Consider the following 23071-nt stretch of genomic DNA (forward strand, 5'->3'; position numbering starts at 1 on the left):
AACGGCGCCATGTGTCACCGGACCCGCCGCGCCCCTGCCGAAGGCACCGCCACGAACACCCGCGGTGCTGTGAACCCGGCCGTCGCGAAGGCCTCCTCGACCGCCTTTGTCACCGTGTCCACCTCCGTCGAGTCCACGAGCACGATCGCCGAGCCGCCGAAGCCGCCGCCCGTCATACGGGCGCCCAGCGCGCCGGCCGATATCGCCGTGTCGACGACCAGGTCCAGTTCGGGACAGGAGATGCGGAAGTCGTCGCGCAAAGACGCATGTCCTTCCACCAGTACCGGGCCGATCGCACGCGTGTCGCCCGACTCCAGCAGGGCGACGATCTTCTCGACCCGCTGGTCCTCCGTCACCACGTGGCGGACCAGGCGGCGCACCTCCTCCTCGTCGCCCAACCTCTTCAGCGCGGCGTCCAGTTCGTCGTACGCCACGTCCCGCAGCGCGTCCACGCCCAGCAGGGCCGCGCCCTTCTCGCAGCCCGCGCGGCGCTTGCCGTACTCACCCTCGCTGTGGGAGTGCTTGACCTGGGTGTCGACGACGAGCAGCTGCATGCCCTCCGCCGCCAGGTCGAAGGGGATCTGCTTCTGGGAGAGGTCACGGGTGTCGAGGAAGAGGGCGTGGCCTGCCTCGCAGCATGCCGACGCCGTCTGGTCCATGATGCCCGTGGGGGCGCCCACGTAGACGTTCTCCGCTCGCTGGCACAGGCGGGCCAGCTGCCAGCCCTTCAGGCCGAGAGAGAAGAGATCGTTGAGCGCCAGCGCCACGACCACTTCCAGCGCCGCCGACGACGACAGGCCCGCGCCCGTCGGGACCGTCGACGCCAGGTGCACGTCCGCGCCGGTCACCTCGTGGCCGGCCTCGCGCAGGGCCCAGACCACGCCCGCCGGGTACGCCGTCCAGCCGCGGTCCGACTCGGGTGCCAGCCCGTCCAGCGACAGTTCCACGACGCCGCTCTCGACGTCCGACGAGTGCAGGCGCAGGACGCCGTCCTCACGTCGGGACACCGCCGCGACCGTGGTGTGCGGGAGGGCGAAGGGCATGACGAAGCCGTCGTTGTAGTCGGTGTGCTCGCCGATCAGGTTCACCCGACCCGGCGCCGCCCACACCCCCTCCGGCGCCGCCCCGTACAGCTCCTCGAACCGCTCGGCGACAGCGCCCGCTACGGCCTCGCTCATCCCCTGACCTGACCTTTCCGTACTTACCGAAACACCGGCCGGGCCGGCAGACGCCGACCACGCACCGGCCACACAACGGGCCCAGCCCTATCGCCCAACGGGCCCAGCCCTACCGGCCGGCGGCCCAGTCCTACCGGCCGGCGGCCCAGTCCCACAGCCCAGCGGGCCAGTCCCACCGCACAGCAGCCCCGCCGTCCGTAACGGCAGCCCCGCCGTCCGTACGACCGACAAAGCCGACTCGACGACCGGCAAGCCCGGTCGGCGAAGTCTTCCAACCTACCGCTGAGCGAATTCCCACGCGTCCGCGATGATCTCGGCGAGGTCCGCGCGGGACGGGTTCCAGCCGAGGCGGTCGCGGGCCGTCTGGGCGGAGGCCACCAGGACCGCCGGGTCGCCGCCGCGGCGGGGGGCCACGACCTCCGGGATCGGGTGGCCCGTCACCTGGCGGACGGTCTCGATGACCTCGCGGACGGAGAACCCGTTGCCGTTGCCCAGGTTGCAGATCAGGTGTTCGCCGGGCACCGCCGCGTCCAGCGCGAGGAGGTGGGCCTCGGCCAGGTCCGCGACATGGATGTAGTCGCGGATGCAGGTGCCGTCCGGGGTCGGATAGTCGTCGCCGAAGACCGAGATGGCGTCCCGCTTGCCCTGCGCCACCTGCAGCACCAGCGGGATCAGGTGGGACTCGGGGTCGTGGCGCTCGCCGCACGGGCCGTACGCGCCCGCCACGTTGAAGTAGCGCAGCGACACCGCGCCCAGGCCGTGGGCCGCCGCCTCACCCGTGATCATGTGGTCGACCGCGAGCTTGGACGCGCCGTAGGGGCTGGTGGGCTTGGTGGGGGCGGACTCGACGATCGGGGTCGTCTCCGGTTCGCCGTACGTCGCCGCCGTGGAGGAGAAGACCAGCTTCCGTACGCCCGCCTCGCGCATCGCCGCCAGCAGGGCCATCGTGCCGCCGACGTTGTTGTCCCAGTACTTCTCGGGCTTCACGACCGACTCGCCGACCTGCGAGAACGCGGCGAAGTGCAGTACGGCGTCGAACGACGGGTCCAGCCACTTGCCGGCGTCCCTGATGTCGTCCTCCACGAAAGTGGCACCCGCCGGTACGCCCTCGCGGAAGCCGGTCGAGAGGTTGTCGAGGACGACGACCTCGTGGCCCGCTTCCAGCAGATGCTGGGCGACCACGCTGCCGACGTAACCCGCACCGCCCGTGACCAGGTACTTACCGCTCATGAACTCGCTACCTCTCGCAGTCGCTCGGCCGCGCGCTCCGGCGGCACATCATTGATGAACACGTTCATGCCGGATTCGGAACCCGCGAGGAACTTCAGCTTGCCGGAGGTTCGGCGGATGGTGAAAAGCTCGAGGTGGAGTGCGAAGTCCTCACGGGCCACGCCCTCGAACTCGTCCAGGGCACCGAAGGGGGCCTGGTGCCAGGCCGCTATGTACGGCGTCGGCGGCTCACCCTCACCGAAGATCCGGTCGAAGCGCCTCAAGAGTTCCAGATAGACCTTGGGGAACTCTGTGCGCGCGTCCTCGTCGAGGGCGAGGAGGTCCGGCACCCGGTGGCGGGGGTAGAGGTGGATCTCGTACGGCCAGTGCGCCGCGTACGGCACGAAGGCGACCCAGTGCTCGGTCTCCAGGACCACCCGCTCGCCGGACAGTTCGCTCTCCAGTACGGCGTCGAAGAGGTTCTCCCCGCCGGTGGCGTCCTTGTGGGCCGCCAGTGAGCGCAACATCAGGGCGGTACGGGGGGTGGTGAAGGGGTACGCGTAGATCTGCCCATGGGGGTGGCCGAGGGTCACGCCGATCTCGGCGCCCCGGTTCTCGAAGCAGAACACCTGCTCGACGGAGGGGAGATGGGACAGCTCAGCGGTGCGGTCGGTCCAGGCGTCGAGGACCAGGCGGGCCTGCTCCTCGGTGAGGTCGGCGAAGGACGCGTTGTGGTCGGAGGTGAAGCAGACGACCTCGCAGCGGCCGGAGTCGCCGGCGAGCGACGGGAAGCGGTTCTCGAAGACGACGACGTCGTACGACGAGTCCGGGATCTCGCTGAGCCGGTCGCCCTCGGAGGGGCAGAGCGGGCACTCGTTCGCCGGGGGGTGGTAGGTGCGGCCCTGGCGGTGCGAGGCGATCGCGACCGAGTCGCCGAGCAGCGGGTCCCGGCGTACCTCCGAAGTGGTGACGGTGCGCTCCAGGGGCCGCTTGTCCACCGCGTCACGCACGGTGTCGTCGCGCAGGTCGTAGTAGATCAGCTCACGACCGTCGGCCAACCGGGTCGAGGTCTTCTTCACGCCGAGCTCTCCATTCGTACCGCTTCCAGCGATCAAGTTCTAGCGATCAAGCCAGCTTGTACCAAACAGAACCGAACACATCAAAGCACAATCTCCCACGGTCGTCACCATCACAACCAAACAAAGAACACCAAAGTGGAGTGAGCGCCGCATGCAGACCCCCAGCTACACGGCCGCCGCCGAGCTACGGCTCCCCAGCTACACGGCCGCCGAACTTCGGCTCCCCACCGACTGGCTCGACTACACGATCCTGGCGATCTACTTCGTCGTCGTCCTCGGCATCGGATTCGCCGCCCGGCGGTCGGTGAGGACGAGCCTCGACTTCTTCCTCTCCGGGCGCTCCCTGCCCGCCTGGGTGACGGGCCTCGCGTTCATCGCGGCCAATCTGGGCGCCACCGAGATCCTCGGGATGGCCGCCAACAGCGCGCAGTACGGCGTCTACACCACCCACTGGTACTGGATCGGCGCCATCCCCGCCATGGTCTTCCTCGGCCTGGTGATGATGCCGTTCTACTACGGCAGCAAGGTCCGGTCGGTCCCCGAGTTCCTGCTGCTGCGCTTCGACCGCGCCGCGCATCTGCTCAGCTCGATCCTGTTCGCCTTCGCCGCGATCCTGATCGCCGGGGTGAACCTGTACGCCCTCGCCATCGTCGTCGAGGCGCTGCTGGGCTGGCCGGAGTGGGTGTCGATCGTCGTCGCGGGTCTGTTCGTGCTGGCGTACATCACCCTCGGCGGGCTCTCCTCGGCGATCTACAACGAGGTGCTGCAGTTCTTCGTGATCCTGGCCGCGCTCATCCCGATCACGGTGCTCGGGCTGAAGAAGGTGGGCGGCTGGGACGGTCTGTCCGATTCACTGACGGCGAGCCACGGGTCCGACTTCGTGACGGCCTGGGGCGGCACCGGCATCGGCAGCGACAACCCGCTCGGCGCGAACTGGTTGACGATCGTGCTGGGCCTCGGTTTCGTGCTGTCCTTCGGTTACTGGACGACGAACTTCGCCGAGGTCCAGCGCGCGCTCAGCGCCAAGAACCTCTCCGCCTCCCGGCGTACGCCCCTCATCGCCGCCTTCCCGAAGATCTTCATCGTCTTCCTGGTGATGATCCCGGGTCTGGTCGCCGCCGTACTCGTCCCGAAGATCGGCACCTCCGGCTCCGACCTCCAGTACAACGACGCGATCCCGTACCTGATGGAGGACCTGCTGCCGAACGGCGTCCTCGGCATCGCCGTGACCGGTCTGCTGGCGGCCTTCATGGCGGGCATGGCGGCCAATGTCTCGTCCTTCAACACCGTCTTCACCAACGACATCTGGGCGAAGTACGTCGTCCGGGGCCGCGAGGACGGGTACTACGTGCGCTTCGGGCGACTCATCACGGCGCTCGGGGTCCTGGCGTCGATCGGGACGGCGTTCCTCGCGTCCTCCTTCTCCAACATCATGAGCTACCTCCAGACGCTGTTCTCCTTCTTCAACGTGCCGATGTTCGTGGTCTTCATCGTCGGCATGTTCTGGCGGCGCGCGTCGATGAAGTCCGGGTTCTGGGGGCTGCTGGCCGGTACGACCGCCGCGATGATCAACTACTTCGTCCTCTACAAGCAGGACGTCATCGACCTCCCCTCCGACCAGGGCGCCAACTTCGTCTCCGCGATCGCCGGGTTCGTGGCGGGTGCGGTGGTGATGGTCGCCGTGTCCCTCTTCACGGCGCCGAAACCGGAGGAGGACCTTCAGGGCCTCGTCTACGGCACCAGTTCCCCCGGCATGGAGGAACCGCCCGCCGAGGGCGACGAGGCCTGGTACCGCCGGCCGGCCCTGCTCGGCTGGGGCGCGGTCGTCCTGGCCGCCGCGTGCTACGTCCCGTTCTCGTTCTGACCGCTGGAGGGGATCCATATGCCCGAGCCCTCAGACCACCGTCCCGAGCACTCCGACCGTCCCGAGTACTCCGACCGCTCCGGCCACTACTCCGAGCGGGACGTCCAACGCGAAGTCACCGAGTTGGAGGGCAAGTCCGCGACCGCGGCCCGTCTCTTCGACATCCGCCGCATCATCGGCGGTCTCTTCGTCGTCTACGGCCTCATCGTCACCCTCGCGGGCCTCACGGCGTCCGACGCCGAGATCGACAAGGCCGAGGGCGTCAACATCAACCTCTGGACGGGGTTGGGGATGTTGGCGCTGGGGGTGTTCTTCCTGGGGTGGCTGTGGTTGCGGCCGCTGAAGCACGCGCCGGTACCGGAGCTTCCGCCGGACGAATGAGCGTCGGCGGTCGGGCGTGAACGTGAACTCCGTGGCATTCGGGAACCCGTGTGGGTCAGGTCAGGCCCCGTGTGGGTCAGGTCAGGCCCCGTGCTCCCTGAGGGCGGTGTTGAGTCGGTCAGCTCCGCCAACCGGCCGGTCGGCTCGGGTGGTTGGGGGTCGGCGCCCCATGCCCCGCCCCCCATAACCCACCTCCTCCACCGCATAAAATCCGACACCCTCCGTACGACGTACTGAGGGAATCCCCCGGCGACACGCGGGGGCCAACCGGATGGTTTGCCCGGAATGCGTGTTCCTACGGTGGTCCCATGCCTATCGCCACCCCCCACACCGCCCCCCACACCGCCCGCCGAACCGGCGCCGCCGTCGCCCTTGCGCTTCTGGCCGCCCTCGTTCCGGTCCAGCACGCGCAAGCGACGCCGAGCGACCCCCTCCAACGTGACGCCGACGCCGTACGCGATGCCGGTGTGACCGGGGTGTCCGTGCGGCTGGATACGCCTCTCCGCAGCCGGACCGCCCGCAGTGGAGTGGGCGACCTCGTCACCGGGGCGCCCGTACCCGCCGACGAATACATCCGTATCGGCAGCACCACCAAGACCTACGTCGCCACCGTCGTCCTCCAACTCGTCGGAGAGCGTCGGCTGTCGCTGGACGACACCGTGGAGCGGTGGCTGCCGGGCGTGGTCCGGGGCAACGGGAACGACGGGCGGCGGGTCACCGTGCGGCAGCTGCTGCAGCACACCAGTGGTCTGCCGGACTACATCGCGGACGTGCTCCCGGACTTCAGCGCCGCCGGGTACCTGAAGCACCGCTCGACGACCTACACCTCCCAGGAGCGCGTCGCGTTCGCCATGTCGCATCCGCCGGTCTTCGAGCCGGGGGACCGTTGGGAGTACTCCAACACCAACTACATCCTGGCCGGGATGGTGATCGAGGCGGTCACCGGGCGGCCCTGGGACCAGGAGGTGGCGGCCCGGATCCTGCGTCCGCTGGGGCTCACGCGTACGTTCACGCCGGGCGACGATCCCCGTCTGCCCCGGCCCCACGCCCGTAACTACCAGCAGTTCCCGCAGGCACAGCGGTCACAGCGGGCCCAGCGGACCGGATCAGGGGGCGGCCGGCCGACCGACACCACTCTCGCCTATCTTCCCTTCGACGGGGACGCCGACGGGGCGATCATCAGTACGGCCGCCGAGACCAACCGCTTCTTCGCCGCCCTCCTCGGCGGCAAGCTCCTCGCCCCGGCCCAACTCGCCGAGATGCGGCGCACGGTCGCCGTACCCGACGCCGCCGGAGACGTGCCGGGCAGCCGTTACGGGCTCGGCATCGGCTGGACGCCGCTCAGCTGCGGCGGCGGTTACTGGGGGCACAGCGGCAGTGGTCTCGGCTACCTGGCCTGGCCCGCGACCACGTATGACGGCCGGGCCTCGGTCACGGTCGCCGTACACAGTCGGCCCGCCGACGAGAAGTCCGCCGTACGCCATATCCGGGCCATCACGGACCTGGTCGACAACGCCCTGTGCGCAGGGTCCGAGCGATGACCGATGCCATCGGTCACCGCCATCGGGCCGGAGCCCGCTACGTCTCCGTCCTTGGCGCCGGAGGCGAGTGCGGCACCGGCCCCGCCCGGTCCAGCAAACCCGTGCGGGCAGCGAGGGCCGCCGCCTCCAGGCGCGAGCCGACGCCCAGTTTCATCAGCACCCGCTGGACATGCGTACGGGCCGTCGACGGGGCGATCCCCATTCCCGCCGCGATCACCCTGGTGTCCTCGCCGTCCGCCACCCGGACCAGGACCTCGACCTCGCGAGGGGTCAGCATCTGGAGCAACCGCTGGCCCTCGTCGTCCGGTTGGGCCGCCGGGTTCAGCAGCTCGCTGAAGGCTCCCTGGAGCAAACCGGGTGCCACCGCCGCCTCACCCGCCCGCGCCTTCATGATGGCCCGTTCCACGCCCTCGATGCGCTCGTCATGGCGTACGTAGCCGGAGGCCCCGGCGGCGAACGCGGCGGCGATGCCCCGGGGGTTCGGGACCGGGCCCAGCACCAGGACCGCCACCTGGGGGCGTTCGCGCTTGATCCGCACCACCGGGTCGAAGATGCCCGGCTCGGCCGGTGTCGCCGTGCCGAGGAGGCACACCTCGGGTGCCCTGGTGATCACCAGCTCCGCCGCGCCCGCGGCCGGCGCCGCCGCGGCGAGCACCCGGTGCCCGCGCAGCTTCAACGCCGAGGCCAGCGCCTCGGCCAGCAGTCGGTGGTCGTCGACCACCATGAGCCGCACTCCCATCGTGCCACCCCACCCCCCAGTCCCCCCACGGATGCCAACTATGGCTGCCCACTGGTCCACACGGACAGAAGCCCCCCGGCTCCCCCGTCCGCTCACCCGCTCTTCATGCCCCCGGAAGCTACACGCTTGTTCGACGTTGCGCTCCCCCTAGCGGAGAGAAGTGCCCGGATTACCGAAATTCCCTCCGATTCGGGAGTGATGAGGGAAACGTGCACGGCCCCACCCCTGAGCTGGGGCGGGGCCGTGTGAAGAGGCAGAACGAGAGCCGGGGGGCGCGTGGGGTTACTTCGCCCCGAAACCGAGCGCCGTGTACTCCTTTTCGTCGTCGTACGGCTTGCTGACGAGGTCCTTGCCGATGAAGAACCGGCCGTTGGTGTACAGCATCTCGCTCAGCGTCGGCACCATGGAGCTGATCGCGCGGCGGACCGACTCGGTGGCCGGGGTCTCCAGGAGCACGGTCTGCTTCATCGTCTTGCCGTCGACGGAGACGATCTGGGAGCCCTTGTCGTACGGGCCCTCCTTGTAGGCGATGATGTTCGGCCCGTCCATGCGGATCGGGAACAGCTCGTAGTCGTCGCCCGCGTCCACGCGGTCGCTCGTGGACTTACCGGTGGCCAGCGAGAAGGAGACGATCTCGTTGGTGGAGCTGTAGGCGGCGGTGCCGTCGTGGTCCTCGGTCGGCATGTACACCTTGTCGTCGCCGACGTAGATGCCCTTGCAGGCCCAGACGCCGCGGACCGGGCAGTCGAAGTTGTACTTCTTGTCCGGGATGGAGATCTTGGCGCGCAGCTTGCCGCTGTCGTCGAGCGAGAAGATGTCGGTCACACCGGTCAGCGGGACATCGCTGCCGGTGACGACGCCGAAGGCCACCGGCTTGGTGGAGATGATCGTGGCGCGGTCGATGCCGGCGGGCAGCTTGTAGCTCCACTTGACGCTGCCCGTCTTCGGGTCGAGCTGCTGGATCTCGAAGGTCTCCTCGCCGTAGTCGCCGCACTTGCGGACCGCGACCAGCTGGGCGCCGCCCGCGTAGCCCTCGTCCGTGCACTCGCCGACCTTCGGCGACCACAGCACCTTGCCGGTGTTGACGTCGAAGGCGGCGCCGCCGGAGTAGCCGCCGGCCGCGGCGACCGTCGTACCGGAGATGGTGACCTCGCCGAACGGCACCTTGCTGCCGCTGACGTCGGCGGTCTGGGTCCACACCTCCTTGCCGGTCTCGACATCGAACGCGATGACCTGGGTGCACGGCGGACGCTCGTCCTTGGTGCGCTTGCCCTCCTCGGCCACCACGATGGCGATGTTCTCCGTGGTGATCTCCCGGGAACCCGCGCAGGTCTGGCCGGGCAGGTCCAGCGTCCACTTGGCCTTGCCGGTGTCCGGCTCATAGCCGACGATCTTGTTGAGGGCGGCCTTGGAGTACGTCTTGTCGGTGAGCCAGGAGCCCTTGACGCTGTCGATCTCGTCGCCGGTGACCTGGTGCGCGGGCACCTGGAAGAGGATCTTGGCGGCGGTGCTGGACGGCGCCTTCTCCTGCGCCTCGGTCGGGATCTCGACCCCGCCGGTCGACGAACCGCCGGACGACGAACCGCCGGACGACGAGCCGCCGTCGTCGTTCTTCGGGTCGTCCTTGCCGCCGGTCGTCCCCTCCGAACTGGCGGTTTCCTTCTTGGTCTCGTCACCGCTGTTGGAGGAGGCGTACCAGACGCCGCCGGTGACGATGAGCGCGATGGCCGCCACCGCCGCGGTGATGATGATCGCCGTGGAGTTGACCTTCTTCTTGCCGCCCGGACCACCCGGACCACCTGGTACCTGCGGCTGCATCGGCATGGTCTGCGGCGGGTAGCCGTACGGCTGCTGCTGGCCCGGCTGACCGTACGGCTGCTGAGCGGGCTGGCCGTAGGGCTGCTGACCCGGCTGACCGTACGGGCCGGGCTGCGGCTGCTGGCCGTACGGGCCCGGCTGGGCCGGCTGTCCGGGCTGGGCCGGGTAGCCGTAGCCGGGCTGCGGTGTCGGCGCCTGCGGGTAGCCGTAGCCGCCGCCCTGCGCGGGCGGGCCCTGCGGCGGGGGCGTCGGGTCGCCGAAACCACCCTGCGGCGGGGGCGTGGGCGCGCCGAAGCCGCCCTGCGGCGGGGCGTCCTGCGGCGGCTGGCCCTGGACCGGCGGCTGGGCCGGGGGCTGCGCGGGCGGCTGGGCCGGGGGCTGGTTGGGCGGCGGGCCCGGCGGCTGGTTCGGCGGGGGCGGCGGCTGCGTCATGACGTGGATACCTCGGAGCGGATCTCGGCGGACGGGAGAGGGGCGAATGCGGATGTCGACTGCGATGCCGGGCCGGCTGCCGGGCCGACCGTGGTGAGGCCTGCCGGGCCGACCGCGCTGCCGACGCCGTGGTCGTCGGCTGCGGAGGTCGGCCGGGGCATCGAAGGGCCGGTCGAGCGGCGGCCCGCGGCGGTCACGCGCGTCACTTGCCGTAGGCCAGCATCAACTTCTCCTTCGATTCGTCACTGCCCGTCAGCAGGGTGGTGGAGATGTAGAAGCGACCGCCCACGTAGTCGATGGCCTTCGAGTAGAAGGCGCTCTCGATCTTCGCGGCGCTGTCCGGCATCTGCAGGAGCGTGGTCGCCTTGTGGTTCTTGCCGGTGGTCGGGATGGACACGACCTGGCCGCCTTCGTTGTTCGACGACTCCACGTACGCGATGAGCTTGGAGCCCTCGACCTTCATCGGCGACATCGTCACGCCGGCGGGGGACTTGACGCGCCACTTCTCCTTGCCGTCGGCGAGGTTCACGGCGACGATCGCGTTCGTGCCGCTCTTCTCCTCGGTCGGCAGGTAGAGGGTGTTCGCGTCGACCGCGACGCCCGTACAGCCCTGCAGGTCACGGGAGATGATCGCGCCGTCGCACTCGGGCGCGAACGACTCGTTGACGTCGAGCTGCGAGCGGGTCGAGCCGTCGGCCTTGAAGGTGGAGACGTTCCAGGTGTTCTTTTCCTCGTTGGTGAGGTAGAGGACGAGCGGGTTCACGGAGTAGACGTGCTCGATCCGCCAGCCCTTGGGGATCTTCCGCGTCCACTTGGCCTTGCCGGTCTTCGGGTCGAGCTCCTGCAGCTCGTCGTGCTCGTTCTCGGTGGTCACCGCGCAGGAGGAGACGGCGATCAGCCGCGTGCCGCCCGTGAACCCGGCCGGGTAGCAGGACTGGCCGTACTCCTTCTTGTCCCACAGCTTCTTGCCGGTGTTGACGTCGTACGCCGTGCCGGACTGCGAGCGGCCCACCATGAGCGTGTCGCCGCTGAGGGACAGTCCGACGCTGATGGCGCTGTCGAACAGGTCGCTCTTCTCCAGCTCGGCGCTCCAGCCCTTCTCACCGGTGTTCAGGTCGATCTGCTGGAGCTGGTCGCACTCGGCGTCGTTCGAGGTGTTCTTCTTGTAGGAGATCACGACCTTGCCGTCGGAAGTCGGCTTGGGCGTGACCGAGCAGACCTTCCCCGGGAACTCGATCGGGTCCCAGGCCGGGTTCCCGTCACCGACGTTGTACGCGAACAGCTGCCGGTACGCCGCCTTCACCGCGACCTTGTCGGTGACCCACAGCCCGGGGGCGTCCGCGCCGGAACCGGGCGCGTCCGGCGCGCTCTTGTACCAGAGCACCTTCGCCTCGCCCGCCTTGCGGCCCGCGTTGAGGTCGGAGACGTCCAGATCCTCACCGCCGCCGCCACTGCCGTCGCCGGGATTGACGGGCGCGGACGGGGACGAGGACGGCTTGTCGTCCTGACTCGGGCTCTCACTCCCCTGAGCGACCGGCTTCTTCTCCGTCTTGTCGTCACCCCCGAGCCCGGTGACGGCGAACACCGCGCCCCCGACCACGAGCAACGCGGCCACGGTGGCGCCGATGACCATCGCGGGCTTGCCCTTGAAGGGGTTCTTCGAACCACCGCTCGAAGACGGCGGAGTGGGCGCCCCCGCGTACTGCGCCTGCGGGTACCCGTAACCGGCCTGCGGCGGCGGGGTGTACGGCCCCGGCTGGGCATAGGGCCCGGGCTGGGCGTACGGGCCGGACTGCGGCGGCGGGGTGGTGTAGGGCCCCGGCTGCTGGGGCTGTTGGGGATACCCGTAGCCGGGCGCCGGCGCGGGCGGCCCCTGCGGCGGGGGCGTCTGCGGATAGCCGTACGGCTGCTGCGGTTGTTGCGGTTGTTGCGGTTGCTGGGGCTGGGGCGGCTGCGGTTGGCCCGGCTGCTGCGGCGGGTTCTGCGGTGCTCCGTAGCCGCCGCCGTACGGCGGTTGACCGGGTGGCTGAGTCATCAGCGTTCATCCCCCTGTTCGCTGCTTTCGGGCCACCCGTGGTCACGCGTGGTGTCGCTGCTCAGACTGTCGAGACGGTTCTCAGACGGCCCTTTCTATCACTGCGACGTTCCCCCACAGGGGCCCGGTCGCTCCCCTGTTCCCAAGGGAGAACCGCCCCGTGATGCCCTCGTTACGCTCCTTCACGCCCCCTTCACGGGACGCACGCCCCGTGTCCCATAGGGCTTTTGAGGGGCAGGAGCGCCCGAAGGGGCGCGGGGCTGTGTCTGTTTGCGGCTCCGCCGCGGGGCGCGGGCAATCCCATTCAGCCCGCACCCGTCGTCGAACACCAGCCCCTACGGCGAGTGGACTACGGACGCCCCCAACCCCTCATGCGTCTTCGGCAAGTTCAAGCCACCGCATTTCGAGCTCTTCCCGCTCCCCCGCCAACGCCCGCAACTCGGCGTCCAGTTCCCCCACCTTCGCGAAGTCCGTCGCGTTCGCGGCGATCTGCGCGTGCAGCTTCGTCTCCTTCTCGGAGATCTTGTCCAACTGCCGCTCGATCCTCTGCAGTTCCTTCTTCGCGGCCCGAGCATCGGCGCCACTCTTCTGCGCCCCCTCGGCAAGAGGCTTGGCAGCGACCGGCGAAGCCGCAGCCGCGACTTCCTCCATACGGTGCCGCCGCTCGATGTACTCGTCGATGCCACGCGGCAGCATCCGCAGCGCACCGTCCCCGAGCAGCGCGAACACCCTGTCGGTCGTCCGCTCGATGAAGAACCGGTCGTGGGAGATGACGATCATCGACCCGGGCCACCCGTCGAGCAGGTCCTCCAACTGGGTCAGCGTCTCGATGTCGAGGTCGTTGGTCGGCTCGTCCAGGAAGAGAACGTTGGGCTCGTCCATCAGCAGCCGCAGCAGCTGAAGCCGCCGCCGCTCACCACCGGAGAGATCGCCGACCGGCGTCCACTGCTTCTCCTTGTTGAACCCGAAGGTCTCGCAGAGCTGCCCGGCGGTCATCTCGCGCCCCTTGCCGAGGTCGACGCGGTCGCGGACCTGCTGGACGGCCTGGAGGACCCGCCACTCGGGGTCGAGTTCGGCGACCTCCTGGGACAGATAGGCCAGCTTGACGGTCTTGCCGGTGACGATGCGCCCGGCGACGGGCTGCCGCTCACCGTCGCTGCGCGCGGCGTCGGCCATGGCGCGCAGCAGCGAGGTCTTGCCGGCGCCGTTGACGCCGACGAGCCCGATCCGGTCGCCCGGCCCGAGCTGCCAGGTCAGATGCTTCAGCAGCACCTTGGGCCCGGCCTGGACGGTGACGTTCTCCAGGTCGAAGACGGTCTTGCCCAGCCGGGACGTCGCGAACTTCATCAGCTCGCTGGTGTCGCGCGGCGGCGGCACGTCCTTGATCAGCTCGTTCGCGGCCTCGACCCGGAACCGCGGCTTCGACGTACGCGCGGGCGCCCCGCGCCGCAGCCAGGCCAGCTCCTTGCGGACGAGGTTCTGCCGCTTCACCTCCTCCGTGGCGGCGATGCGCTCCCGCTCGGCCCGGGCGAAGACATAGTCGGAGTACCCGCCCTCGTACTCGTGGACCGTGCCCTTCTGGACGTCCCACATCCGGGTGCAGACCTGGTCGAGGAACCAGCGGTCGTGTGTGACGCACACGAGCGCCGACCGGCGCTCGCGCAGATGGGCGGCGAGCCACGAGATGCCTTCGACATCCAGGTGGTTGGTGGGCTCGTCGAGGACGATCAGGTCCTGTTCCTCGATGAGCAGCTTGGCGAGCGCGATACGCCGCCGCTCACCGCCGGAGAGCGGGCCGATGACGGTGTCGAGCCCCTGCGGGAACCCGGGCAGGTCCAGCCCGCCGAACAGCCCGGTGAGTACGTCCCGGATCTTGGCGTTGCCCGCCCACTCGTGGTCCGCCATGTCCCGGATGACCTCGTGCCGGACGGTGGCGGCCGGGTCCAGGGAATCGTGCTGGGTGAGGACGCCGAGGTGGAGGCCGCCGGAGTGGGTGACCCGCCCCGAGTCGGCCTCCTCCAGCTTGGCGAGCATGCGGATGAGGGTGGTCTTGCCGTCCCCGTTCCGTCCTACGACGCCGATCCGGTCCCCCTCGGAGACGCCGAGGGAGACTCCGTCGAGCAGGGCGCGGGTGCCGTAGACCTTGCTGACGTTCTCGACATTGACCAGATTGACGGCCATTACTCTCCTGCCACGGGGACGATCGACCCTCCAGGGTAGTCGGCGGCCCGGGGGGCCGTGACGGGACGCTTCACTTGACCAGGGGCAGCGGCGGGGAAGCGGCGGCTCACTCGGCCACGGGCGGCGGCGCGGAACCGGCGGCTCCGGCCGTGCGCAGCCGGCGGCCCCGTCGGGTCAGCCCCCACGGCTTGAGCACCGAGATCACCGTCATGAAGACGTACGCGGTCAGCGACACGACCGGCCCGAACAGTACGTCACCGGCGTCGGGCAGCGGCCCGCCCGCGGCGACGGCGGCGACCGCCGAGTTCACGCCGGGCCGCAGGGCGAAGACGGTGGCGGTGAGGGTGGCGAGGGTCAGCCAGAACTTGGTGTGGACCCAGCGGTGCCTGGCCAGTCCCCATGGGGTGCCCAGCGACAGCACCAGGCCGCTCAGGAAGGTGAGGAACCCGACGGGGATCAGGAGCCAGTCGGCGAAGAGCTTCATGGCGCGGACGGATGCCCCCACGGTCACCGCGGTCCCGGTGGTGCTCGCGGTGACGCCCAGCGCCAGCAGCCCGAGCGTGAGCCCGAGCCAGCACGCGGAGGCGGCTGCATGGACGACCAGGAAGGCCCGGCGTACGGGTCGGCTTGTCTGCATGCCCTCACCGTGCCGGGCGGAGGCCGGGCGGTCGTCTGCCGCCGGGAGTATCCACGCGTACTGGGCTCGGCGTACGGGACGCCGGGGTCGGCGTACGGAACCGGGGGACCGCCCGTTGTCAGTGGCAGGGCATACGGTCTGCGCATGATGGATGCAGTCGATCAGGGGTGGGCCGGTGTACGGCAGCGGGTCGCGGCGCTGGGGGCCGCGCCGGGAAACCGCGAGGTCTTCGGGGCGTTCGGCCATGAGTGGGTCCTGGAGGAACCGCTCACGGAGGACGCGCTGGCGGAGCTGGAGGCCCAGATAGGGGTGCGTCTCCCGGAGGAGTACCGCACGTTCCTCACGCAGGTGGGCGCGGGCGGTGCGGGCCCCGCGTACGGGGTCTTCCCGGTGCGCCGCGTGGAGGGCCGCTGGCGCTGGGAGGGCGACGGCGCCGACCTCACCGACCTGACCCTGCTCGCCGAGCCGTTCCCGGAGCAGGGCCCGGACCCCGAGACCCTGGCCGCGCTGCTCGCCGAGTGCCCCGAGGAGGAGAGCTTCGACGACGACCTCGACGCCTTCGACACCGCGTACGAGGCGTGGGACAGCCGGTTGGCCGACGTCCTCTGGGCGCCCGAGCGCACCGCCGGCGCGGTGGCGATCTGCCACCTGGGCTGCGCCCAGCGCGAGTGGCTGATCATCAGCGGCCCTCAGCGCGGCAGGATCTGGTCCGACCCGCGCGCGGACGAGGCCGACCTGGAGCCGCTCGTCGATGACGCCGGCCGGCCCATGACCTTCGGTCGGTGGTATCTGGAGTGGCTGGGGAAGGCGGAGCGGGCGGTGGGGGTTGCGGCGGGCGCCTGAGAGCTCGGGCGTGCGTGTGGTTCAGCGGCCGCAGGGCCGTGTCCTTCAGGGGCGCGGGGCTGTATCGATATGCGGCTCCGCCGCGTGGGCCCGACCAGCCACACACCACCCGCACCCGCCGAACCACACCCACCCCCACCCCATGAGGCGCCCCCAACTCCCCACCCTCATACCGGACTTAGGGACTCCCCTCATTGACGTGACCCCATCAAGACCGTCACCGTATGCGACCAGGACCACGCCACCCCCCACCTGGCCAGTCCGAGCAAGTCTTCACGAGAGGGGACCACCCCCATGTTCGTGCAGCACTCCCCCGCCCCCCACGCCCCCGGCCGCCGCAGACGCGGAGCGAACCGCAGACGCGGAGCGCTCACCGCGTTCGTGTCCGCCGCCGCGTTGTTCGCGGTCGGTGCGGCGGCAGCCGCCCCCGCTGCCGCGGCGCCCGCCGAGGGCACGATCGTCGGCGCTGACGCCGAAACCGCCATCAAGGGCAGTTACATCGTCACGTTGAAGGAGAGCCTGCCGTTCCGGGCGGCCTCCGCGAAGGGCAGGGCCGTCGCCACCCGGTACGGCGCCGAGGTGGAGCAGACGTACAAGAAGGCCCTCAACGGCTACGCCACGGAGATGACGGAGGCGGAGGCGAAGCAGCTCGCCGCCGACCCGGCCGTCGCCTCGGTCGCGACCAACAAGACCGTGCACATCAACGACACCCAGACCGGCCCCACCTGGGGACTCGACCGCATCGACCAGGCCGACCTGCCGCTCGACTCGGCGTACACGTACCCGTCCAGCGCGGGCAGCGGCGTCACCGCGTACATCATCGACACCGGTGTACGGATCACCCACACCGACTTCGGCGGCCGGGCGTCCTACGGGTACGACGCCGTCGACGACGACTCCTCCGCCGACGACGGCAACGGGCACGGCACGCACGTCGCCGGGACCGTCGCGGGCACCACCTACGGTGTCGCCAAGGCCGCCGACATCGTCGCCGTACGCGTGCTGGACGACGACGGCTCAGGTACGACCGCGGGTGTCGTCGCGGGCATCGACTGGGTGACCGAGAACGCCCAGTTCCCGGCCGTCGCCAACATGTCGCTCGGCGGCAGCGCGGACTCCACCCTGGACGCGGCCGTCAACAACTCCATCGCGGCCGGCATCACCTACGCCGTGGCGGCCGGCAACGACAGCGCCAACGCGTCCAGTTACTCGCCGACCCGGGTCGCGAGCGCGATCACCGTGGGCGCGAGCACCAGCGCCGACGCGCGGTCGTCGTTCTCCAACTACGGGTCCGTGCTGGACATCTTCGCGCCGGGGTCGAGCATCACCTCGACGTACAACACCTCCAACTCCGCGACCGCCACGCTCTCCGGTACGTCGATGGCGTCCCCGCACGTCGCCGGCGCGGCGGCCGTCTACCTCGGCGAGAACCCGAGCGCCACACCCTCCGCGGTCTCCACGGCCCTGACCTCGGCGGCCTCCGTGAGCACCCTCACCGGCGTCGGCACCGGCAGCCCCAACCTGCTGCTCCAGGTCACGCCCAGTGGCGACGGTGACGACGGCGGGGACGACGGGGGCGACACCGGTACCGCCTTCGAGTCGACCACCGACGTGTCGATCCCCGACGCCGGGTCCGCCGTCTACTCGCCCATCACCGTCAGCGGCCTCACCGGCAGCGCGCCCAGCGACCTGTCCGTGTACGTCAACATCGTCCACACCTACCGCGGTGACCTGGTCATCGACCTCGTCGCCCCGGACGGCTCGACGTACCGCCTGAAGAGCAGCAGCTCGTCCGACTCCACCGACAACGTCGACGCCACGTACACGGTCGACGCGTCGAGCGAGACCACGGTCAACGGCACCTGGCAGCTCAAGGTCCAGGACGTCTACAGCGCGGACACCGGCTACATCAACAGCTGGAAGCTGACCTTCTGACCGGCCCTCCGTAAGTCACGTGAAAAAGCCGTGCGCCCCGGGGACACCACCGAGGCGCACGGCGGACCTGTGGGACCCGTGCCGTCTGCCGCCTGTCAGAAATACCGCAGGTAACAAGTCACGGGAGATCAAGACCCTCCACGCGGGCGGTGCCCTCAGGCACTTGACCGCCCGCCGCGCCCGGTCCGTTCCACCAGCAGCCACCCCACGAGCGTCATGCCGACGGCCGCCGGAGCCGTCACATGTACGGCGATCAACAGGGCCGTACGCCCCTCCAACAGCCCCCCGAATCCGACCATCGAGAGCCCGAGCACACCGAACAGGCAGAGGGTCACACCGAGGGCGGCGGTCGGCCCCGAAAGCCCGGCGCGCACCGACGACTTGGCCTCTGAGCTGCCCGAATCCCTTCGCACGGCGGGCCGTTCGAAGCCCCGGAACGCGGCGACGAGCACGGCGGTGAGGAGGGCGGCGGCGACGATCCGCGGCGGCAGCTGGACCCACCAGTCGCCCGACGCGGGCGCCGGAAGCGGGACGTCCAGCGCGAGCAGCACTCCGTAGACCCCCAGCATGGCCGAAAGATGCCACAGGAACGCCGTCATCGAGATCCCGTTGGCCGCCACGACCGCCCGCCACACCTTCGGCCGCTCCAACCACCGCGCGACCGGCCCCCGTACCCACTCCACCGCGCCGACCAGCCACAGCCCGTGGCACAGCAGCGCGAAGGTGGGCGGCGCCATGTTCGAGATCTTCTCGCCGGGCATCCCCACCATCGACAGCGGATACGGCCCGTACGCCACCAGCAGCGCGGCCCCCGCGAGCCCCGCCCCGGCGAGCAGATACGGCCGCGTCAGCCGCCCGTCGGCCCGCAGGAACCCGAGCTGGTGGATCGCGAGCCAGACGAAGGCGAAGTTGAGGAACTCGACGAAGGGGACGTGGAGGGCGAAGCGGAGGATGTCGACGAGACCGGCGGCGACGACGAGACCGACGAACGCCCCCCATCCTCCCCCACTCTCAACTCCGTTCGAGCGAGGGGACCCCCATCGCTCATGAAGCCTGAGCAGCGGCGGAGTGAAGGCGACCATCGCGAGATAGATGCCGATGAACCACAGCGGCTGGGCGACGAGCCGCAAGGCCACGTCGAGCAGTCCGCCGCCCTCACCGGCGAGTTGGAGGAGCAGGGCGGCGGCGCCCCAGACGCCTATGAACACCATGGTGGGCCGCAGGAGCCGCTGGAGGCGGGCGCGGAGGAAGGCGGGGTAGAGGGAACCGGCGTCCGGGTTCTTCCGGCTGAGGGAGCGGTAGGAGAGGGCGTGCGAGAAGCCGCCGACGAAGAAGAACACCGGCATGATCTGCAACGCCCAGGTGAGTATCTGGAGCCCCGGCTCGACGGCGAGGAGGTTGCCCACCTCGACGCGGCCGTCGCCGCCGGTGGTCACGGCCGCCATCAGCCAGTGGCCGAGGACGACCGTGCCGAGGGAGGCGACCCGCAGCAGGTCGACGTACCGGTCACGGCTGGACGGGGTGGCGGCGGCGAGCTCGCCCGCACTCACGCTTGCACTCATGGGAGTACGGTCGCGCCGGGCGCGGGGCGGGCGTCAGCGCTCAGGTACTCAACTCAGGTCTGAGTACCTGGTCTTGGGCACCGTGAAGCAGGGTCGCACCCGGCGCGGGCGAGGTGGCCACGCGGGCGGTCCGGCAGGTACCGGACGCGATGAGCGCCTCGGCGATCTTCTGGGCGGCTTCGGCGTCCCTGGCGAGGTAGGCGGTGGTCGGGCCCGAGCCGGAGACGAGTGCGGCGAGGGCGCCGGCCGCGCGACCGGCGGCGAGGGTGTCGGCGAGCTTCGGGAAGAGGGAGAGGGCGGCGGGCTGGAGGTCGTTGGAGTCCGGGAGGAAGGACGCGAGCGCATCCGCGTCCCCCTTGGCGAGCGCGTCGAGCAGCACCTGGGAGGCGACGGGCTCGGGCACGATCTCCCCCTCGTGCAGCCGGTCGAACTCCCGGTAGACGGCGGGCGTGGAGAGCCCTCCGTCCGCGACCGCGAACACCCAGTGGAAAGCCCCGCCCACGTCGAGGGGCCGGAGTTGCTCGCCCCGCCCGGTGCCGAGGGCCGCCCCGCCCACCAGAACGAACGGCACGTCACTGCCCAACTCGGCGCAGATGTCGAGGAGTTCGTCACGTGAGGCGTTCGTACCCCACAGCGCGTCACAGGCGACCAGCGCCCCGGCGGCGTCCGCGCTGCCTCCCGCCATGCCCCCGGCCACGGGAATGTCCTTGGTGATGTGCAGCCGCACAGCCGGTTCGATGCCGTGCCGCTCCGCGAGGGCGAGGGCGGCACGGGCGGCGAGGTTCGTACGGTCGAGGGGCACCTGGTCGGCGCCGGGTCCCCCACAGGTGACGCGCAGCTCGTCGGCCGGGGTGGCGGTCACCTCGTCGTACAGCCCCACGGCGAGGAAGACGTTGGCCAGGTCGTGGAACCCATCGGGCCGGGCGCCGCCGACCGCGAGCTGGACATTGACCTTGGCGGGGACGCGAACGGTGACGCTCACGGCGGGCGGGGCTCCTCGGTGTCGGAGGGGGTGCGGGCTCGGGGTTCTGGGGGTGGCGGGGTTCGGGGCTGCCGGGGTTCTAGGGGTTGTCGGCGTTCTTGGGATTGGGGTTCTCGGGGTTCTCGGGGTTGTTGTTCGCAGCGGCGTTCTTGTTCTCCGCGATGGCCGCGAACTCCTCGACGGTGAGGGACTCGCCGCGGGCCCGCGGGGAGACTCCGGCGGCGACGAGGGCGGCCTCGGCGGCGGCAGCGGAGCCGGCCCAGCCGGCGAGGGCGGCCCGCAGGGTCTTGCGCCGCTGGGCGAAGGCCGCGTCGACCACGGCGAACACCTCGGCCTTGGCCGCGGTCGTCTTGACCGGCTCGGCACGGCGGACGAGGGAGACGAGCCCGCTGTCCACGTTGGGCGCCGGCCAGAACACGTTCCGCCCGATCGCCCCGGCCCGCTTGACCTCCGCGTACCAGTTCGCCTTCACCGACGGCACGCCGTACACCTTCGAGCCCGGCCCGGCGGCGAGACGGTCGGCGACCTCCGACTGCACCATTACGAGGGTGCGTTCGATGCTCGGGAAGGTGTCGAGCATATGGAGGAGGACGGGGACGGCGACGTTGTAGGGGAGGTTCGCGACGAGGGCCGTCGGGGCGGGGCCCGGGAGTTCCGTGACGTGCATGGCGTCGGAGTGCACGAGGGCGAAGCGGTCGGCCCGGGCCGGCATTCGGGCGGCGATCGTCGCGGGGAGCGCGGCGGCGAGTACGTCGTCGATCTCGACGGCGGTGACGCGGTCGGCGACCTCCAGGAGAGCGAGGGTGAGCGAGCCGAGGCCCGGGCCCACCTCGACGACCACGTCGTCCGGTCGCACGTCGGCGGTCCGCACGATCCTGCGGACCGTGTTCGCGTCGATCACGAAGTTCTGGCCGCGCTGTTTGGTGGGGCGTACGCCGAGGGCTGCCGCGAGTTCGCGGACGTCGGCGGGGCCCAGGAGGGCGTCGGGAGTGGGGCTGCTGCTCACGGGCACCAGGGTACGGGGGGCGAGAACCCATGGGCTCAGCCCCGTAGGCGGGCCCCGCAGTGCGGCCACGGACTGGTCCCCCGTTGGACATACAGCTTCTTCGCCCGCAACGTCTGCTCCTCCGCGGACGCGTCCTGCGGTCGCCCCCGCCCCCCAAGGCTGTGCCAGGTCCGCGTATCGAACTGATACAGCCCCCCGTACGTCCCGGACGGATCAACCGCGTTCGCCCGCCCCCCGGACTCACACGCCGCGAGCGCCGCCCAGTTCAACCCCTCGGCCCCCCGCACGGACGCCGGCATCGTCCCCACCTTCACCACCTGATCCTGCGGCTGCCGCACGATCTCCGTCCGCACCCGCCGAGGCCGCTGCTTGACCCCGTTGACGGTGCGGACCGCGTACGTGACCCGCCGCACCCCGGCCCACCCGGCGTGCTCGACGACCTCGGTGCCCTTGAAGAGCTCGGGATCCGCGATACGCCGTACCCGGAACGGAATCGGCTCCTCGCGCACCTCCCTGGACCTGGTGATCCGCAGCACGGTCACGGTCTGCCCGTCCCGGGGGAACCCGGCCTGGGGGACGGAGGTGGTGTCCTGCCCGCGCAGGGTGACCCCGGCCTCCGCCACGGCCTCCCGCACGGTCGCCGCGTTCGTACGGATCGTCCGCGTCCGCCCGTCCGCGATGATCGTGACGGTCCGCTCGGTGCGGACGTCCAGCTCCAGCCCGTCCCGCCCGATCCGCTTGGAGCGCGAGGTCGACACATACGCGCCCTCCGCGCGCACCCCGAGCTGCCGGAGCGCCCCGTCGACCGTGCGCGCGGTCGTCCAGACCCGGCGCCGATGCCCGTCGAGGGTGAGGCTGACGGGCCGCCCGTAGCGCACGGCGACCTCGTCGCCGCTGCTCAGCGCGGTACCGGGGTCGGGCGCGACGATGTCGTGGGCGCCGAAGGCGACATCCTCGTCGGCGAGGAGTTCGGTGACGTCGTCGGCGAAGGTGTGCAGCGTGCGCGGCTGCCCGTCGACGGTCAGCTCGATCGCCTTGTCCTTCGCCACGAACGCCGAGGTCCCGCCCGCGAGGAATGCCACCACCAGCGCCTGCGGCACCAGCCGCCGCAGCGGGGTGGACCGGCCGGCGGCCCGTCTGCGCGATCGCCCCGCCCGCCGCGAGCCGCCGCCGCCCCGGCCACCACCGGTCCGCCGGGGCCGGGCGGCGAGACCCGGCTCGACGGATTGCAGGGCCTCATGGGCGGGGCCGTACGCGCCCTCGGCCACCTCGTAGGCGGGGCGGTACGTGTCCGGGTGGCCCCCGTACGACAGCGTCTCGGCGTCGTGCGCGGACGACTGCCACGGCGGACTCCCCGATCCGTGGCCCCCGTAAGGGGCGTAGGCCTCGTCGTAGGCGCCGTGAGTCTCGTATGCCTCGTGGTTCTCGCCGCTCCCTGGGGTGTCGTGCGCCTCGTACGCCCCGTAGGTCTCGTACGAGGGCTGCGGCGGCTGCGACGACGACTGCACGTTGCTCACGACGACACGCTCCAGAGGGGATCCGGGTCTGGGTCGGGCGACGTGAACCTAGCGGACCGCGGTCACCCTCCCAAGCAACGTGGTCACGCAGTGTCGCGACACGGAGCGCTGATCATCTTTTTGGGTCCCCCG

General features: G+C 70.6%; 17 protein-coding genes. 5 read left to right on the top strand and 12 right to left on the bottom strand.

All coding sequences use genetic code 11. The features are described 5' to 3' along the window. Positions 1-14: 14 nt before the first annotated feature. From galK to galT, 3 genes are all read right to left on the bottom strand, one after another. A complete protein-coding gene (gene galK / locus STRIP9103_RS10440) occupies positions 15-1178 on the bottom strand; it encodes a galactokinase (RefSeq protein WP_009307349.1) in 1164 nt (387 codons plus the stop codon). 276 nt (positions 1179-1454) lie between these two features. Continuing rightward, positions 1455-2408, bottom strand: a complete 954-nt coding sequence (gene galE, locus STRIP9103_RS10445) for a UDP-glucose 4-epimerase GalE (protein ID WP_009307354.1) — start codon at positions 2406-2408, stop codon at positions 1455-1457. Beyond that, positions 2405-3466, bottom strand: coding sequence for a galactose-1-phosphate uridylyltransferase (gene galT, locus STRIP9103_RS10450; RefSeq protein ID WP_009307355.1), 1062 nt, complete (start codon positions 3464-3466; stop codon positions 2405-2407). The genes galE and galT overlap by 4 nt, the downstream gene beginning before the upstream one ends. Before the next feature lie 151 nt (positions 3467-3617). Between galT and STRIP9103_RS10455 the strand changes: the two genes are divergently transcribed. The 3 genes from STRIP9103_RS10455 (at position 3618) to STRIP9103_RS10465 (ending at position 7252) form a co-directional block, all read left to right on the top strand. Next, on the top strand, positions 3618-5330 hold the full coding sequence (locus STRIP9103_RS10455; RefSeq protein ID WP_009307343.1) for a sodium:solute symporter family protein: 1713 nt from the start codon (positions 3618-3620) through the stop codon (positions 5328-5330). Positions 5331-5348: 18 nt separating this feature from the next. Then, entirely contained in the window at positions 5349-5711 is a 363-nt protein-coding gene (locus STRIP9103_RS10460) for a hypothetical protein (protein WP_009307360.1), read from the top strand. Between the two features lie 308 nt (positions 5712-6019). Continuing rightward, positions 6020-7252: a serine hydrolase domain-containing protein gene (locus STRIP9103_RS10465; RefSeq protein WP_078613857.1), complete on the top strand. Its 1233-nt coding sequence runs from the start codon at positions 6020-6022 to the stop codon at positions 7250-7252. Between the two features lie 37 nt (positions 7253-7289). Here the strand turns inward: STRIP9103_RS10465 and STRIP9103_RS10470 are convergent, their stop codons facing one another. From STRIP9103_RS10470 to STRIP9103_RS10495, 5 genes are all read right to left on the bottom strand, one after another. Then, entirely contained in the window at positions 7290-7991 is a 702-nt protein-coding gene (locus STRIP9103_RS10470) for a helix-turn-helix transcriptional regulator (RefSeq protein WP_078613858.1), read from the bottom strand. Between the two features lie 282 nt (positions 7992-8273). Further along, the gene (locus STRIP9103_RS10475) at positions 8274-10241 is read right to left on the bottom strand and encodes an outer membrane protein assembly factor BamB family protein (protein ID WP_009307361.1); all 1968 of its coding nucleotides are present in this window, start codon (positions 10239-10241) and stop codon (positions 8274-8276) included. 202 nt (positions 10242-10443) lie between these two features. Then, entirely contained in the window at positions 10444-12276 is a 1833-nt protein-coding gene (locus STRIP9103_RS10485) for an outer membrane protein assembly factor BamB family protein (protein ID WP_009307346.1), read from the bottom strand. 369 nt (positions 12277-12645) lie between these two features. Further along, a complete protein-coding gene (locus STRIP9103_RS10490) occupies positions 12646-14457 on the bottom strand; it encodes an ABC-F family ATP-binding cassette domain-containing protein (protein WP_009307359.1) in 1812 nt (603 codons plus the stop codon). 106 nt (positions 14458-14563) lie between these two features. Continuing rightward, positions 14564-15094, bottom strand: a complete 531-nt coding sequence (locus STRIP9103_RS10495; RefSeq protein WP_009307351.1) for a hypothetical protein — start codon at positions 15092-15094, stop codon at positions 14564-14566. A gap of 144 nt (positions 15095-15238) precedes the next feature. Here STRIP9103_RS10495 and STRIP9103_RS10500 point away from each other — a divergent pair, with 144 nt between their 5' ends. Together STRIP9103_RS10500 and STRIP9103_RS10505 are read left to right on the top strand one after the other, a co-directional pair. After that, on the top strand, positions 15239-15937 hold the full coding sequence (locus STRIP9103_RS10500; RefSeq protein ID WP_374011061.1) for an SMI1/KNR4 family protein: 699 nt from the start codon (positions 15239-15241) through the stop codon (positions 15935-15937). A gap of 294 nt (positions 15938-16231) precedes the next feature. Next, entirely contained in the window at positions 16232-17872 is a 1641-nt protein-coding gene (locus tag STRIP9103_RS10505; RefSeq protein ID WP_009307350.1) for a S8 family peptidase, read from the top strand. A 155-nt stretch (positions 17873-18027) separates the two neighbouring features. On the opposite strand, the gene STRIP9103_RS10510 is transcribed toward STRIP9103_RS10505, so the two are convergent. The 4 genes from STRIP9103_RS10510 to STRIP9103_RS10525 form a co-directional block, all read right to left on the bottom strand. After that, complete coding sequence (locus tag STRIP9103_RS10510; protein ID WP_048820048.1) at positions 18028-19434, bottom strand: acyltransferase family protein; 1407 nt, start codon at positions 19432-19434, stop codon at positions 18028-18030. A gap of 40 nt (positions 19435-19474) precedes the next feature. After that, a complete protein-coding gene (locus STRIP9103_RS10515; protein WP_009307366.1) occupies positions 19475-20416 on the bottom strand; it encodes a 4-(cytidine 5'-diphospho)-2-C-methyl-D-erythritol kinase in 942 nt (313 codons plus the stop codon). A 79-nt stretch (positions 20417-20495) separates the two neighbouring features. Further along, positions 20496-21422, bottom strand: a complete 927-nt coding sequence (gene rsmA, locus STRIP9103_RS10520) for a 16S rRNA (adenine(1518)-N(6)/adenine(1519)-N(6))-dimethyltransferase RsmA (RefSeq protein WP_009307353.1) — start codon at positions 21420-21422, stop codon at positions 20496-20498. Positions 21423-21457: 35 nt separating this feature from the next. Next, complete coding sequence (locus STRIP9103_RS10525; RefSeq protein WP_009307352.1) at positions 21458-22939, bottom strand: resuscitation-promoting factor; 1482 nt, start codon at positions 22937-22939, stop codon at positions 21458-21460. Between the last annotated feature and the right edge of the window lie 132 nt (positions 22940-23071).

The organism is Streptomyces ipomoeae 91-03, assembly GCF_000317595.1.
Taxonomy (GTDB): Bacteria; Actinomycetota; Actinomycetes; order Streptomycetales; family Streptomycetaceae; genus Streptomyces; species Streptomyces ipomoeae.

What these genes read in the sequence shown, in the direction of transcription:
- galK (WP_009307349.1), bottom strand. Translation starts at nt 1,178, where the DNA reads ATGAGCGAGGCCGTAGCGGGCGCTGTCGCCGAGCGGTTCGAGGAGCTG.
- galE (WP_009307354.1), bottom strand. Translation starts at nt 2,408, where the DNA reads ATGAGCGGTAAGTACCTGGTCACGGGCGGTGCGGGTTACGTCGGCAGC.
- STRIP9103_RS10455 (WP_009307343.1), top strand. Translation starts at nt 3,618, where the DNA reads ATGCAGACCCCCAGCTACACGGCCGCCGCCGAGCTACGGCTCCCCAGC.
- STRIP9103_RS10460 (WP_009307360.1), top strand. Translation starts at nt 5,349, where the DNA reads ATGCCCGAGCCCTCAGACCACCGTCCCGAGCACTCCGACCGTCCCGAG.
- STRIP9103_RS10465 (WP_078613857.1), top strand. Translation starts at nt 6,020, where the DNA reads ATGCCTATCGCCACCCCCCACACCGCCCCCCACACCGCCCGCCGAACC.
- STRIP9103_RS10470 (WP_078613858.1), bottom strand. Translation starts at nt 7,991, where the DNA reads ATGGGAGTGCGGCTCATGGTGGTCGACGACCACCGACTGCTGGCCGAG.
- STRIP9103_RS10475 (WP_009307361.1), bottom strand. Translation starts at nt 10,241, where the DNA reads ATGACGCAGCCGCCGCCCCCGCCGAACCAGCCGCCGGGCCCGCCGCCC.
- STRIP9103_RS10485 (WP_009307346.1), bottom strand. Translation starts at nt 12,276, where the DNA reads ATGACTCAGCCACCCGGTCAACCGCCGTACGGCGGCGGCTACGGAGCA.
- STRIP9103_RS10490 (WP_009307359.1), bottom strand. Translation starts at nt 14,457, where the DNA reads ATGGCCGTCAATCTGGTCAATGTCGAGAACGTCAGCAAGGTCTACGGC.
- STRIP9103_RS10495 (WP_009307351.1), bottom strand. Translation starts at nt 15,094, where the DNA reads ATGCAGACAAGCCGACCCGTACGCCGGGCCTTCCTGGTCGTCCATGCA.
- STRIP9103_RS10500 (WP_374011061.1), top strand. Translation starts at nt 15,239, where the DNA reads ATGATGGATGCAGTCGATCAGGGGTGGGCCGGTGTACGGCAGCGGGTC.
- STRIP9103_RS10505 (WP_009307350.1), top strand. Translation starts at nt 16,232, where the DNA reads ATGTTCGTGCAGCACTCCCCCGCCCCCCACGCCCCCGGCCGCCGCAGA.
- STRIP9103_RS10510 (WP_048820048.1), bottom strand. Translation starts at nt 19,434, where the DNA reads ATGAGTGCAAGCGTGAGTGCGGGCGAGCTCGCCGCCGCCACCCCGTCC.